This is a genomic window from Labrys sp. Lb11, from assembly GCF_057554225.1.
This window is the reverse complement of sequence record NZ_BAAJOT010000004.1, coordinates 675,001-689,703: the sequence shown is the minus strand read 5'-3', so window position 1 is coordinate 689,703 and position 14,703 is coordinate 675,001. Positions and strand designations below refer to the sequence as shown.

Here is a 14,703-nt window from a genome sequence, read left to right as displayed (position 1 = left end):
GGAGCCGGTGGGGCCGGCCTTCGCGCCGGTGTCGGCAAGGCTTATGCAATCGACACGTCCGCACATCAACGCGAGGTATTGCACTCCTGATGTGCGAATTTTAAAGTCATCCCATGGACTGGGACCATATCCGCATCTTCCTGGCCATCGCCCGCAGCGGGCAGCTGCTCGGCGCGGCGCGCCAGCTCGGGCTGAACCACGCCACGGTCGGGCGCCAGCTCACCGCCCTGGAGGAGGAGTTCGGCACCCGCCTGGTCGACCGCCAGACCCAGGGCTGTACCCTGACCGCCGCCGGAGAGGCGCTGCTGCTGGCGGCGGAGACGGCGGAATCGGAGTTCCTCAAGGTCGGCGCCCTGGTCTCGGGCATATCGGCGGCGGTCAGCGGCACCGTGCGGGTGGGCGCGCCGGACGGGCTCGGCAACTACTTCCTCGCCCGGGAACTCGGGGCGCTGGCCGCCCGGCACCCCGACCTCGTCATCCAGCTCGTGCCGCTGCCGCGCACCTTCTCGCTGTCGCGGCGCGAGGCCGACATCGTGGTGACGCTCGATCGCCCGGCTCAGGGGCGGCTCCTGGTCAAGAAGCTGACCGACTATACGCTGAGCGTCTATGCGGCCGAGAGCTATCTCGAGAGCGCCGGCGCCATCGACTGCGAGGACGACCTCGCCGGCCGCCTCTTCGTCACCCATGTCGACGACCTCGTCTACAGCCGCGCCCTCGACTATGCGGAAGCGCTCGGCCGGCTGATGCACCGGCGCTTCGAATGCGGCAGCGTCGTCGCCCAGATGGAGGCGGTGCGGGCCGGTCACGGCGTCGGCATCCTGCACGACTATGCCGCCTGCCGCTATCCGGAGCTGCGCCGGCTGCTACCGGGAACCCGCTTCACCCGCAGCTACTGGCTGGTCTCGCACCCCGACACCCACGCCACCCGCCGCGTCGCCGCCGTGGCCGACCACATCACCGCGCGGGTGCGGGCCGAACGGGCGAGCTTTGCGCGCGGGCAGGCGTGAGCGCCGGCGGGACGCGGGATGTCCGGGACGGCGCCTCACGTCCGCTCCCGAGCGGCCGGCCGCAGCTTCGCCATCGTTCATATTGCTGAACGCCCCGTCTGCTTTCATTGCCTTTTTTGGCCGCCGTCTCACCGCTATCCCTGACGCATCGCCAAACGAAACGGGATGTGGGGACGATGGGGATTTCCAAGCCTCTGGTCGCGGACCGGACCTATCTCAGACATTTCTGGCATCCGGTCTGCACGGTCTCGGAGCTGGAGCGCGCCCATCCTTCGGGAGAGGGGCCGCTGGGCGTGACGCTGCTCGACGAGGCCGTCGTCGTCGCCAGGCTGGCCGGCAGGGTCGTCGCCCTGCAGGATCGCTGCGCCCACCGGTTCGCCAGGCTCTCCGCCGGCAAGGTGGTCGAGGGCAAGGTGCTGCAATGCCCCTATCACGGCTGGCAGTACGACGAGGCCGGCCGCTGCGTGCGCATGCCTGCCTGTCCCCGCGATCCGATCCCGGCCAAGGCCCTGACCAGGGCCTATGCCTGCGAGGTCAAGTACGGCCTCGTCTGGGTGAGGCTCGACTCGTCCTGGGACTGCACGACGATCCCCTATTGCGGCGCGTGGGACGACCCGCGGCTCAAGCGCGTCATCGTGGCGGAGCCGTATGACTGGAGCAGCTCGGCCGAGCGGCGCTGGGAGAATTTCACCGATTTCTCGCATTTTGCCTATGTCCATCCCGGCACGCTCTACGATCCGGCCTATGCCGAGCCGGCGATCGTGCCGATGGACCGCGTCGACGGCGAGCTGCGCTTCGTCATGGAGCCCGGCAAGGACATGCTCGACATGCTGCCCCCGGACAGCCCGCTGGGCTCGTTCGACTACCGCGCCTCGATGCCGTTCACGATCAATCTGAGTATCCGGCTCTACCGCGACGGCAGCCCGTTCCTGCTGTGGACGGCCTCGAGCCCAGTGAGCGAGAACGCCTGCCGCAACTTCATGATCCTCGCCCATGCCGATGCCGACCTCGACGATGCGGTGCCGCTGGCCTTCCAGAAGGTCGTGCTCGCGGAGGACAAGCCGATCATCGAGACGCAGCCGGGCGGGCTGTCGCTGGAGGAGATCTCGCTGCCGACCGACAAGGTCTCCAACCAGTACCGCAAATGGCTGCGCGAATTGTCCGCCGCAGCCATGAGCGGCGCCGAGGCCTTCAGGGAGGCCCTGCGCACCACGGTCATGGAAAGCGCGTGAGGGGGCCATGGATGCCGAGGACGACAAGACGGCCTGGGACGCCTGGTATCCCGTCGGCTCGCCGATCGACCTGCGGCGGCAGGGCCGCACGCGGACGCGGCTGCTCGACCGAGACCTGTCGCTGACCCTGCATCCGACCTGGATCGCCGTCGCGCTTGACGGCCGGCCGCTGCCGGCCATCGAGCGCCTCGGCTATGTCTGGACGACCCTCGGCGAGCCGGCGCAACCGCCGCCGCCGCTGATCGAATATTACGAGGTCGACCGCCTCGTCATGAACGTGTGGTCGACGCCTCTCCGATGCTCCGGGCTCCGCGTGGTCGACAATGTCGTCGACAACGCCCACTACGCCTTCCTGCATCCCGGCATTCTCGGGGACGAAGCGCACCCCGAACTCGCGTTCCATGAGACATCCGTGGACGGGCATGGTGCTCTGTGGTCGCACAGCCATCGGGCCTATCTGCCGCTGACGGGCGGCATGGCCGAATACACCTACCGTATCCCGGCGCCCTATTCGGTGATCCTGTGCATCCATCGCCCGCTGCGGGACGGGGAGGCGCAGCGCTACGACTTCCTCGGCATCTTCTGCCAGCCGACGTCGGAGGAAAGCTTCATCGCCCACAAGATGCTGGCCTGGGTGCGGGAAGACTGGATGGACGAGAGGCAGCTGCGGTCCGACCAGCAATGGATCTCGGTCCAGGACAAATACGCGCTGGAGCGCCATACGCGACGAAAGCTGCCGCTGGACGAGGTCGCCGAGACGTCCGTGTCGGTCGACCGGGCCTCGCTCGCCTATCGCGCCTGGCTCCGCGCCAGGAATGTACGCTACGGCGCGGCATGGGGTGCGTCATGACGATGTCCGGAACCTGGCCCGTCGCGCTGGAGCGGGATGTCCGCCCGTTCAGCCTGGTGCGCAGCGCGCTCGGCACGCTGGCGCTGGTGCTCTGGCGCTGCAATGCCGGCCGCATCCATGTCTGGGAGGACAATTGCCAGCATCGCAGCGTCCGGCTCAGTGCCGGACGCAATCTCGGCGGCTGCGTCGAGGACGTCTATCACGGCTGGCGCTTCGGCGCGGACGGATCGGTCGTCTTCATTCCGGCGGAACCGGGCAAGGCGCTGCCAAGGGCGGGAGCCCGCGTCCTGCCGTCGTCGACAGCCGGCGGCATCGTCTGGGCGTCGGGGAGCGACGACGCCGTGCCCCCGGCGGGATTTGCGCCGACTGCCGAGGAGATCCTGCTGCGCCCTCTGCCTTTCAACGCCGACGCCGGGACCGTGGCGCAGGCCTGCGCCGGCCTCGATACGCTCCGCATCGTCGTCAGTCCCACCGGAGCACGGCAGGCGACGGCCTATGGGTTCGTCCGTCGCCGCTCGGGCGAGCCCGACATCGAAGCCGCGCGGCGGGCAAACCTCGCTTTGACCGCGTTGCGACGCAAGCTGGAGGCGGGGGCGTGATCAGGCTCCACGACTATGCCGTGTCCGGCAATTGCTACAAGGTGCGCCTGCTGCTGGGCTGGCTCGGCCTCGCCCATGTCAAGCAGCCGGTGGACTTCTACCCCGGCTTCGAGCATCGCTCCGACGCGTTTCTCGCGCTCAACCCGCTGGGCCAGCTTCCCGTTCTTGAGGACGACGGCGTGGTCGTGCGCGACGCCCAGGCGATCCTGGTGCATCTGGCTGCGAAATACGATCCCGACGGTCATTGGTACCCGCTCCGCCAGCCGCACCGGCTCGGGCCGATCCAGAGCTGGCTGGCCTTCGCCGACGCCCTCACCGCGACGATCTCCGCCGCCCGGCTGCACGACGCCATGTTCTTCGACGTCGACATCCGCAAGGCCCGCGCCGGCGGCCATCGGCTGCTGCGCGTGCTCGACGAGCATCTGTGGTTCGCCGAACGCGCCGGCCATGACTGGCTGTGCGAGGGCGAGCGGCCGACGATCGCCGACATCGCCTGCTTTCCCTATGTCGCCCTGGCCGAGGAAGGCGGCGTTTCGCAGGCGGACTACCCTTCGGTCATGCGCTGGGTCGAACGCTTCATGCGCCTCGAGGGATTCAGTCCGATGGCCGGGATGCTGCCGCTGCCGCTCCGGGGAGGCCGCGCATGACACGACAGGTCGTGGTGTCCCGCCTCTGGGACGAAACCCCGGAAGTCCGCTGCTTCGAGCTGACGCCCGCCGACGGAACGGCCCTGCCGCCGGCCGAGCCGGGCGCCCATATCGACGTGCACGTCGCCGACGGGCTGGTCCGGCAGTATTCGCTGTGGAACGGGCCGCGGGACGACGGCGCCTATTACATCGGCGTGAAGCGGGAGGCCAAGTCCCGTGGCGGCTCGGTCGCCATGCATGCGCTCAAGACCGGCGACCGGCTCGGCATCAGTGCGCCGCGCAACAATTTCCACCTGCACGCGCATGATGCTCCGGCGCTGCTGCTTGCCGGCGGCATCGGCATCACGCCGCTCCTGGCCATGGCGCGCCACCTGGAACAGCGGGGCACGCCGTTCGGGCTGCATCTCTTCGCCCGGGACGCCGCCATGGCGCCCTTCTGCTCGATCCTCGACGCCGATGCCCGGATGACGATCCATTGCGGCCTGGTGCCGCCGGCCCTCGACGGCCTGCTGGAGCAGCTCCTGTCCGCGGCCGCGACGAGGGCCCACGTCTATACCTGCGGCCCGGCGCCGTTCATGGACCTCGTCACCACCCTGGCCAGGACACGCGGCATCCCGGAGGAGCGGATTCACCTGGAATATTTTGCCGCCGCGCCAGTGCCAGCCCGATCCAACGGCAGCTTCGAGGTGGTCGCCCGCCGGTCCGGCGTCACGGTCATGGTCGAGCCGGGCCAGACCATGGCCCAGGCGCTGATCGAGGCCGGCGTCGACCTGCTGACCTCCTGCGAGCAGGGAGCCTGCGGCACCTGCGCCACCGCCGTCGTCGAAGGCGAGCCCGAACATCGCGACGTCTATTTCAATGCCAGGGAGCATGCATCGGGCAAGGTCATCACGCCGTGCGTCTCGCGCTGCAAGGGCGGCAGGATCGTCCTGGACCTGTGAACGCGCGCCCTGAGCGGGTTCGAAAAACCCCGCTCAGGCCCCGGGTTGCCCCTGCTCCGATTCGATCAGCGAGTAGCCGGGGTCGCGGATGAAATCGCCGAAATGTGCGCAGAGCATCTCGACGAACTTCATGACCCGGGGGTTGCGGTGGCGCTGCGCCGGATAGATGGCGTAGATGTCGGTGCTCTCCGAACGCCATTGCGGCAGGATCGGCACGAGCGCGCCGCGCTCCACCTCATGCTTGACGAAGAAATCGGGCAGGTAGCCCATGGCCGAGCCTTTGACGACGAAGCACTTGCCCATCCAGTATTCATTGACGTTGAATTTGCGGTAGGGCCTCACCTGCACGACACGGCTGCCGTTGCGCAGCGTCCACTGCTCCGCCGCGCCGTTGCGGGCATAGACGACGCCCTGCATTCCCTCCACGGCCTCGATGCTCTCGGGCGTGCCGTGCCGGCGCAGGAATGACGGGCTGGCGAAGAGGCCGTAGGACACGGTGCTGAGCTTGCGTCGCATCAGGCCGGAGTCGGCGGGCTCGCCGACATGGATCAGGCAGTCGAAATCGAGATGCCCCGCCAGGATCTGCTCGGGCGAGTAGAGGTGCAGGTCGAAGTCGATGCCGGGATTCTCGGCCGAGAACCGCAGCGTCGCGGCGCCGAGCATCAATGTGCCGAACTCGGAGCTCGAGGCCACGCGAACATGGCCGCGAATGGTCGAATGCGCCCGCTGCGCGGCGAGAGCCGCATTCTCGCAACTGTCGAAGATCGCCGCGCAATGCTCCAGGAACTCCTTGCCGGCATCGGTGAGATCCAGCCCCTTGGCCTTGCGGACGAACAATTCGACCTGCAGCGCATCCTCAAGGCGGCGCAAATGCAGGCTCAGGGTCGCCTTCGGCGCATTGTAGAGAGCCGCCGCCCCGGAAATGCTGCCGGCCTTGGCAATCTGCCGGAAGGCAAGAATGTCGCTCAGCTCGTACTGATAGCCCATGAGCGTCCATAATCCTGAACGACGGGTTCAAGATCCCCCGCTTTCCAGGAAGCTTAGCGAGCCATACAGTTTCCGGCAACAAGATATCCGGAAAGGATCGGGAGGAAAAAGCCGTGCTCGAAGCCACTTCGAAACGAAGACTTGTATCTTCATTGCATTCTCCACACGCGCAGCAACACTTCAACAGACCTGCGCACGCCGCAATCCATCTCCTCAGGTTGACAAATTAGCCCGACATCGACGGACGACGTCCGATTTCATGCGAACGCCGCAAGTATTTTCTGAGATTACCTCGGTAATGCGCGGCATGTGACCTGTTTTCTCCCCGCCGAGACTGCCTGGTGCTCCTCGTCCGGTCCTCGGCGATTTCGTGCGAGATGCAAGATGACGCCTTCCCTTGGTATCGAGCGCCGGACCGATCCCGGCCACGCATCCCGGATCCACCCGGTCGACGAGATGCTTCCGGCCTCGAAGCTGGCGGCCTACGGCATGCAGCATGTGCTTGCCTTCTACGCCGGCGCGATCCTGACGCCCATCATCCTGGCGGGAGCCCTCGGGCTGACGACGGAACAACTGATCCACCTCATCAATGCCGATCTCTTTACCTGCGGCATCGCCTCCCTGCTGCAATCGGTCGGCATCGGACGCATCGGCGTCCGCCTGCCGCTGCTGCAGGGCGTGACGATCACCGCGGTCGGCCCGATGGTCGCCATCGGGCTCGAGGCCGGCGGCGGCACGCAGGGCCTCCTGGCGATCTATGGCTCGGTCATGGTGGCCGGCGTCTTCACCTTCCTGGCGGCGTCCTATTTCACCAGGCTGATGCGCTTCTTCCCACCGGTCGTGGTCGGCTCGGTCATCCTGATCATCGGTGTCGGCCTGCTGCCGGTGGCGGCAAACTACGTCGTCGCCGGCAGCGGCCCGAACGCCATGCAGAACCCGGTCCTGCTCAAGAACCTCGCCTATGGCCTGGGCACGTTGGCGCTGATCGTCGCCATCCAGCGCCTGTCCTCGGGATTCCTGCAAACGATCGCCGTCCTGATCGGCCTGGTTGCCGGAACGGCCGCGGCGTGGCTGCTCGGCGACGCCCATTTCGGCGATGTAGGCTCATCGCCATGGTTCGGCTATACGCTGCCGTTCTATTTCGGCTGGCCGACCTTCGGCCTGTCGGCGATCCTGTCAATGATCGTGGTGATGATCATCACCATGGTCGAGACCGCCGGCGACGTCTACGCCACCGGCGAGATCGTCAGGAAGCGCATCCGCCACGAGGACATCGCCAGGGCCATCCGCGCCGATGGCCTGGCCACCTTCATCGGCGGCGTGCTGAATGCCTTTCCCTACACCTGCTTCGCCCAGAATGTCGGCCTGGTGCGCCTGACCCAGGTCAAGAGCCGCTGGGTCGTGGCGGCCGCCGGCGTCATCATGATCCTGCTCGGCTCGCTGCCGAAGGCCGGGGCTATCGTCGCCGGCATTCCCGCTCCCGTCCTGGGCGGCGCGGCCCTGGCCATGTTCGGCGCCGTCGCGGCCGTCGGCATCCAGACGCTCGGCAAGGTCGACTTCAACAACCAGAACAACGTCGTCGTGGTCTCCGTCAGCATCGGGCTGGGCATGCTGGTGACGGCGCAGCCCTTCGTCGGCAATGCGCTCCCGCACTGGGCGCAGATCATCTTCAACAGCGGCATTATCTTGGGCGCCCTGTCGGCGATCGTGCTCAATCTGCTGTTCAACGCCTTCGGCTCCGGCGGCGCGGCCGTTGCCGGAAGGCCGGGCGCCAGGCTCGTCACGATCGAGGACGTCAACGGCATGAGCCGGGAAGCGTTCTGCGAGACGTTCGGCAGGCTGGTCGAGAACACACCCTGGGTGATCGAGCGTGCCTGGGCGATGCGGCCCTTCGCCGACACGATCGCATTGCGCTCGGCGTTCCAGACCGCGATGCTCGCGGGAACCACGCAGGAGCAGCAAGACCTGCTCGCCTCCTTCCCCGACCTGGGATCGGAGGCCGACGCCGACAACGCCTACCTGCTGGACCATGCCGAAGCCGGCATCGGCGGGCTCGATCCCTCCGACCATGATGCGGTCGTCCGGCTCGCGCGCTCCTATCGCGGGCATTTCGGCTTCCCGCTGATCGTCTCGGCCGGGGATGTGGAGCGCTATGAGCGCGTCGTCGCCAACGGCCGCGCCCGGCTGGCGAACGCGCCCGCCGTGGAGCGGGCAGCCGCGCTGGTCGAGGTCGCCAGGATCGCCAATCACCGCTTCGACCGTCTCGTCGCCGACGCCAATCCGAGAGCCCACGCCCTCGCATCGATCCTCCTGCCCCAGCCGGCCTAGCATCCGCCCGGCCCTCTCATGCGCGGCAGTGCCGGGACCGGTGCTGCCGCCGCCAGTTTCCATCATTGCAAGGCGTTGTCGTGGGTGCCGGACGGCACCCACCGCTTTCCGGCCGGCGGCCAGGGGCGAGCCCTGGAGCAAAGCGCGTTTCGATGGAAACCCGCTTTGCTCTAACGCCTTGTTTCGACGCGTCTTTGCGACTTGACGCGATTCCGTCAAATCGCAAAACGCCCTAGTCTTAGGGTCGGTCAGGAAATAACCGCTTCTGGTATTTGGGTTGATGGGTCGATTGTATAATTCCATTCGCCGTGGAAATCGTGGCGGCGGATGTTGATGTTTTGCCAGTCGGCGTCGGAGACGGCGATGCCTTTGGGATATGTGTTGGTGTCGAGTTCACACAGGACCGTCAACCCGGTCTTCGTGGTTGTCGAGGCGATCAGATCGACGATGACGCGATAGCTGACGAGAGGGTGCGCGCGCCAATTTTGGGTGATGAACGAGAACAGGCGGTGCTCGATCTTGTTCCACTTGCTTGTTCCCGGCGGGAGGTGGTGCACTTCGATCGAGAGACCCAGTTCATCGGCGAGGCGCTGCAATTCAAGCTTCCAAAGGCGTCCGCGCGAGGCGTTGCTGCCGCCACCATCGGCGGTGATGACCAGGCGCCTGGCCAGGGGATAGCGACAGCAGCCGACCTCCCGCCACCATCGGCGGATGGTCTGCGCGGCGAAAGCCGCGGTGTCATTGTCCATGCCGACACTCACCCAGCCCGCGTTGGCGGCGAGGTCGTAAACGCCATAGGGAATGGCGCGCCCCAGTTCCTGGATGAGAAAGTCGTGCACGCGCACCGTCTCGGGATCGCCTCGGGGCCGCCATTCCCGGCCGGCGTTCTTGAAGTCGCCGACCAGTTCCTTCTTCTTCGTATCGACCGAGATGACCGGCTGCTGGTCCGCCAAAGCGGTCTTGACCGCGGCGTTGACCACTTGGAACTGAGCGTCGCGGTCGGGATGGTCCGCGCCTTCCAGGGTTTTGCGATTGGCCTGCAAGCTGAACTTTTCCGCCTTCAGCAACTCTCCGACCACCGTGTGGCTGACTTTGTGGCCAAGTTCCCCGAGTTGAGCGGCCAAGCGACGGGTGCTCTTGCAGGTCCAGCGCAGCGGCGACATCGGATCCCCGCGCGCGCCCGGCTCGACCAGCCCCAGCAGATCAAGGAGCAACTGGGGCTCTTTCTCAACCAGTGACTTGCGTCCGCCGCCCGGGCGACGAACGCGACCTTTCGGCAGGGACGCAGGAGCCGCGATGTCCTTCAACCCGCGCCCGATCGTACTCGGCGCGATGCCCGTCACACGCGAAACCGCCGCTATGCCGCCATGACCGGCCGCCTTCGCCTCGCTGGCCGCAAACAACCGCCGTTGCCGTTCGTCAAGGTGCCGCAGAAGCGCAGACTGGCGCTTGCGCAGGGAAACTTCGTCAATCATCCCCTACGATACGACACTCTGCCTCCGACAGGAATCCCACGACATCACCAAAAAGCCCAACCGATTCGCCTATTCCCTTCCGGCCCCTTACTGCGTCACAAGCATTGTGGGGCAGTCGGTGGCTTGCGCGGTGCGTTGCAGCAGGGACAGCGCTGCAGGCTGCCGGCGAGAGCGACGGTGAGGCGTCGGCGCATGGAGGCGATCGAGTTGGGCATGTGCCGTTCGGGCCGGACCGGCGGCGCCTCGGGGTCGATAATCGTCGGGAAGGGCAGGTTGCGGGAGGTTCGCGGCGGTGCCCGGTCCGGAGGGGGGAATCGTCTCCCTTTCGGAGACCAGGAAGCCGTAGGCGGCGATGCACAGGGTGGCGTGATGGTGGAAGCCTCGCCAGCCTCGCCCTTCGTAGTGGCCGAGCCCGACCTCCTGCTTGAGGTCCTGGTGGTCGCGTTCGATGCGCCAGCGCAGCTTGGTGACATCGACCAGGTCGGCGAAGGGGATGGCCTCGGGCAGGGTGGAGAACCAATATTTGACCGGCTCCACCTCGCTTTCGGGCCATTCGATCAGCAGCCATTCTTCCGGGCGCGGCTGGGTGAGTTGCTCGTCGCGGTGGGCCGGGCGCACGCGCACCCTGGCGTAGCGCGAGCTCAGCCAGTCGGCCGCGCCCTCGCGCCAACGGATGGTTTCCCAGGCCGAAGCCGGCAGGCTGAGCGCCAGGGCCTTGACCGTGACCGGCCGATGCTCGGCATCCCGGCGCAGGCGCGTGCCCGGCCGGCCCCGGCCGCTCCGCTCCCGCGGCGGCAACGGCCCGGTGCCGGGCGGCCACACCGTCATGGTCGACGTCAGGCCCGCTGCGTAGCGAAGGCCGAGGGCGGTGATCTCGGTGCGCAGGCGCGTGTCGACGCCATAGCCGGCATCCATCAGCACCGTCCCTCGTGGAAGACCTGCCGCACACGCCGCCCGCAGCTGGGCCAGCGCGATCTCCGGCTTGGTCGCAAACGCCACCTCCGGCGGCACGCCCGCCTTGGCCCGCCGCAGCGGATCTGCCGCCCAATCTTCCGGCAGGTACAGCCGGTAGGCCACCGGCAGGCTGGCGGCATGGTTGGCGATCGACAGGCTCACCGCCACCTGGCAGTTGTCCTGCTTGCCGAGCTGGCCGCAATCTTGCCGCGTCACCCCGACCGAATGACGCCCCTTCTTCGGAAAGCCCGTGTCATCGATGATCCAGGCTTCGATCGGCCCACTGCGCTCGATCGCCGGCAGCACCTGCTCGCGCACCTTGGCCAGCACCGGCTCATCCGGCTACGGCGCATTGCCGACAAAATGCAGCAGCGCCTGATGCTGCGCCGCCACCCGGGACGGCGCCGTCACCGCCGCCATCGGCTCCACGCTCTTGCGCTCGCCCGGCAGCAGCAGCCCGAGACAATAAGCGCGCAGCGGCTCCGCCCGGTCCGCATGCCCGATCACCCCGACAAGACCCTCGACATAGCTCGAAAAGCGCGCTTCACTCTCCCGGCTCGCCAAACCGTCCATCCCACCCTGCTTCTACTGCTGCCGGACGTTTGCCGCGGCCGATATCGAGGAATGGTTGGAGGACGTCGCCGGAACGGCCCTCTGCCCGTGTTGCGGCATTGATTCCGTCATAGGGTCAGCATCCGGATATGCGGTCGGGGATCGACAATTTCTCGGCGCGATGCAGCGGCGCTGGTTTGGTGAAGCATCTCCGCCGACCGCCAAGGCGGGGCGTTCGTGCCGGTGAGCCGTCACACCGCGCATTGCCGTTCAGGCGATCTGCGGCGGGGACGGAACGGGGTGTCGCTTGTGGCGCGGAGAGGGCTTCCGGCGGTTCGGCGCGGTTCAGCTTGTGCGGCGCGGGCCTTGCCTGGCGGGTCGGGGATCGGAACGGCAAAAAGCCCGCGGTCCCTGGGGGACGGCGGGCTTTTTTGCGTTGGTTGCGGGGGCAGGATTTGAACCTGCGGCCTTCAGGTTATGAGCCTGACGAGCTACCGGGCTGCTCCACCCCGCGGCAGGGTCGTCGGTGCCCGACAACCGGAGACGGGAGCATGATGAAGAGGAATTGTCCTTGGCAGGCCTGGCGACGACCTACTCTCCCAGGTCTTGAGACATAGTACCATCGGCGCGGAGGAGTTTAACGGCCGAGTTCGGGATGGGATCGGGTTCAGGCTCCTCGCTCAAGCCACCAGGCCGGCGAAAGACAATTGAAGCAAGCGGTCCTGCGTGTGCGGCCGACGAACCGTTCGGTTCGCGGCTGTTGCGACGAACTTCGTTCGCGCAGTCGACAAATCTTGCGATTTGCGACGTGAGCATTGGCAATGAGAGCGATCAAGCCGATCAAGCGATTAGTACCGGTTAGCTGCGCGCCTCGCGGCGCTTCCACACCCGGCCTATCAACGTGGTGGTCTACCACGGCTTTCAAGGGAGAACTCATCTTGAGGTGGGTTTCCCGCTTAGATGCCTTCAGCGGTTATCCCGACCGTACATAGCTACCCTGCACTGCGGCTGGCGCCACAACAGGTCCACCAGAGGTACGTCCATCCCGGTCCTCTCGTACTAAGGACAGATCCTCTCAATTCTCCTACGCCCACACCAGATAGGGACCAAACTGTCTCACGACGTTTTGAACCCAACTCACGTACCACTTTAATCGGCGAACAGCCGAACCCTTGGGACCTTCTCCAGCCCCAGGATGTGATGAGTCGACATCGAGGTGCCAAACGATTCCGTCGATATGGACTCTTGGGAATCATCAGCCTGTTATCCCCGGCGTACCTTTTATTCGTTGAGCGATGGCCGTTCCACAACGGACCACCGGATCACTATGGCCGACTTTCGTCTCTGCTCGACGTGTCAGTCTCGCAGTCAGGCGGGCTTATGCCATTGCACTCGACGACCGATTTCCGACCGGTCTGAGCCCACCTTCGCACGCCTCCGTTACTCTTTGGGAGGCGACCGCCCCAGTCAAACTACCCACCATACACTGTCCCGGAACCGGATGACGGTCCGCGGTTAGACATCCATGTTCATAAGGGTGGTATTTCAAGGGTGGCTCCACGAGAGCTGGCGCCCTCGCTTCAAAGCCTACCACCTATCCTACACATGCAAACACGAATGCCAGTGTAAAGTTATAGTAAAGGTGCACGGGGTCTTTCCGTCTAAGTGCAGGTACCCCGCATCTTCACGGGGAATTCAATTTCACTGAGTTGATGCTGGAGACAGCGGGGAGATCGTTACGCCATTCGTGCAGGTCGGAACTTACCCGACAAGGAATTTCGCTACCTTAGGACCGTTATAGTTACGGCCGCCGTTTACCGGGGCTTCGATTCAAAGCTTGCACCTCTCCTCTTAACCTTCCGGCACCGGGCAGGCGTCAGACCCTATACGTCGCCTTGCGGCTTAGCAGAGCCCTGTGTTTTTGTTAAACAGTCGCCACCCCCTAGTTTGTGCCCCTCGCCAATGGTTGCCCACCAACGAGGCCTCCTTATCCCGAAGTTACGGAGGTAAATTGCCGAGTTCCTTCAGCATCATTCTCTCAAGCGCCTTGGTATACTCTACCAGTCCACCTGTGTCGGTTTCGGGTACGGTCTCACGTGGAGGCTGTTTCCTGGAACCCCGAGGCCGCCTGATCAATCCGATAAGACCGGACGACGGTTGGGATTCGTCACCTTCCACTGGTTGCGGAATATTCACCGCATTCCCATCGACTACGCTTTTCAGCCTCGCCTTAGGGGCCGACTAACCCTGCGCAGATTAGCTTTACGCAGGAACCCTTGGACTTTCGGCGACAGTGTCTCTCACACTGTTTGTCGTTACTCATGCCAGCATTCGCACTTCCAATACCTCCAGCAGCCCTCACGGGTCCGCCTTCACAGGCCTATGGAACGCTCCGCTACCGCGTGCTTGCGCACACCCACAGCTTCGGCTCGTGGCTTGAGCCCCGGTACATTGTCGGCGCAAAGACCCTTGTTTAGACCAGTGAGCTGTTACGCTTTCTTTAAAGGATGGCTGCTTCTAAGCCAACCTCCTGGTTGTTATGGGATCCTCACATCCTTTCCCACTTAGCCACGAATTGGGGGCCTTAGCTGGTGGTCAGGGTTTTTTCCCTCTCGACGACGGACGTTAGCACCCGCCGTCTGTCTGCCGCACATTGCTTCCAGGTATTCGGAGTTTGGTTAGGTTTGGTAGACCGGTAAGATCCCCTAGCCCATCCAGTGCTCTACCCCCTGGAGCATTCATGCGACGCTCTACCTAAATAGATTTCGCGGAGAACCAGCTATTTCCGAGTTTGATTGGCCTTTCACCCCTAGCCACAAGTCATCCGAGGCTTTTTCAACAGACACCGGTTCGGTCCTCCAGTGGGTGTTACCCCACCTTCAACCTGCTCATGGCTAGATCACATCGGTTTCGGGTCTAATAAGACGGACTGAACGCCCTGTTCAGACTCGCTTTCGCTGCGCCTACACCTATCGGCTTAAGCTCGCCCGTCTCACTAAGTCGCTGGCCCATTATACAAAAGGTACGGTGTCACCCAGGCTCTCGCGAACCTCGGGCTCCACCTGTTTGTAGGCATCCGGTTTCAGGATCTCTTTCACTCCCCTCGTCGGGGATCTTTTCACCTTTCCCTC

Annotated in this window: 9 protein-coding genes, 1 tRNA gene, 2 rRNA genes and 1 pseudogene (1 of these 13 only partly in view); 7 read left to right on the top strand and 6 right to left on the bottom strand. The window is 65.2% G+C overall.

The genetic code is table 11. The features are described 5' to 3' along the window. Positions 1-113 precede the first annotated feature (113 nt). The 6 genes from AC27L4_RS17785 (at position 114) to AC27L4_RS17760 (ending at position 5,276) form a co-directional block, all read left to right on the top strand. On the top strand, positions 114-1,007 hold the full coding sequence (locus tag AC27L4_RS17785; protein WP_487143561.1) for a LysR family transcriptional regulator: 894 nt from the start codon (positions 114-116) through the stop codon (positions 1,005-1,007). Positions 1,008-1,183: 176 nt separating this feature from the next. Next, positions 1,184-2,239: a Rieske 2Fe-2S domain-containing protein gene (locus AC27L4_RS17780; RefSeq protein ID WP_487143559.1), complete on the top strand. Its 1,056-nt coding sequence runs from the start codon at positions 1,184-1,186 to the stop codon at positions 2,237-2,239. A gap of 7 nt (positions 2,240-2,246) precedes the next feature. Continuing rightward, positions 2,247-3,089, top strand: coding sequence for a hypothetical protein (locus tag AC27L4_RS17775; RefSeq protein WP_487143558.1), 843 nt, complete (start codon positions 2,247-2,249; stop codon positions 3,087-3,089). Continuing rightward, positions 3,086-3,688 (top strand): Rieske 2Fe-2S domain-containing protein, encoded by a 603-nt coding sequence (locus AC27L4_RS17770; protein ID WP_487143557.1) that lies wholly within the window; start codon positions 3,086-3,088, stop codon positions 3,686-3,688. The genes AC27L4_RS17775 and AC27L4_RS17770 overlap by 4 nt, the downstream gene beginning before the upstream one ends. Beyond that, the gene (locus tag AC27L4_RS17765; RefSeq protein WP_487143555.1) at positions 3,685-4,335 is read left to right on the top strand and encodes a glutathione S-transferase family protein; all 651 of its coding nucleotides are present in this window, start codon (positions 3,685-3,687) and stop codon (positions 4,333-4,335) included. Before AC27L4_RS17770 ends, AC27L4_RS17765 begins: the two co-directional genes overlap by 4 nt. Next, a complete protein-coding gene (locus AC27L4_RS17760; protein ID WP_487143553.1) occupies positions 4,332-5,276 on the top strand; it encodes a PDR/VanB family oxidoreductase in 945 nt (314 codons plus the stop codon). The genes AC27L4_RS17765 and AC27L4_RS17760 overlap by 4 nt, the downstream gene beginning before the upstream one ends. A 33-nt stretch (positions 5,277-5,309) precedes the next feature. Here AC27L4_RS17760 and AC27L4_RS17755 read toward each other — a convergent pair whose 3' ends face one another. Continuing rightward, on the bottom strand, positions 5,310-6,263 hold the full coding sequence (locus AC27L4_RS17755) for a LysR family transcriptional regulator (protein ID WP_487143552.1): 954 nt from the start codon (positions 6,261-6,263) through the stop codon (positions 5,310-5,312). Positions 6,264-6,647: 384 nt separating this feature from the next. On the opposite strand from AC27L4_RS17755, the gene AC27L4_RS17750 reads away from it, so the two are divergent. Then, positions 6,648-8,591, top strand: coding sequence for a solute carrier family 23 protein (locus AC27L4_RS17750; protein WP_487143550.1), 1,944 nt, complete (start codon positions 6,648-6,650; stop codon positions 8,589-8,591). A 248-nt stretch (positions 8,592-8,839) separates the two neighbouring features. Here AC27L4_RS17750 and AC27L4_RS17745 read toward each other — a convergent pair whose 3' ends face one another. From AC27L4_RS17745 to AC27L4_RS17725, 5 genes and pseudogenes are all read right to left on the bottom strand, one after another. Continuing rightward, positions 8,840-10,066: an ISAzo13 family transposase gene (locus tag AC27L4_RS17745; protein WP_487143549.1), complete on the bottom strand. Its 1,227-nt coding sequence runs from the start codon at positions 10,064-10,066 to the stop codon at positions 8,840-8,842. Positions 10,067-10,153: 87 nt separating this feature from the next. Beyond that, positions 10,154-11,593: pseudogene (locus AC27L4_RS17740) on the bottom strand (IS701 family transposase). Positions 11,594-12,009: 416 nt separating this feature from the next. Beyond that, positions 12,010-12,086 (bottom strand) — tRNA-Met (locus AC27L4_RS17735). Between the two features lie 64 nt (positions 12,087-12,150). Continuing rightward, a 5S ribosomal RNA gene (gene rrf / locus AC27L4_RS17730) occupies positions 12,151-12,265 on the bottom strand. Positions 12,266-12,399: 134 nt separating this feature from the next. After that, positions 12,400-14,703 (bottom strand): 23S ribosomal RNA (locus AC27L4_RS17725) (it continues 524 nt past the right edge of the window).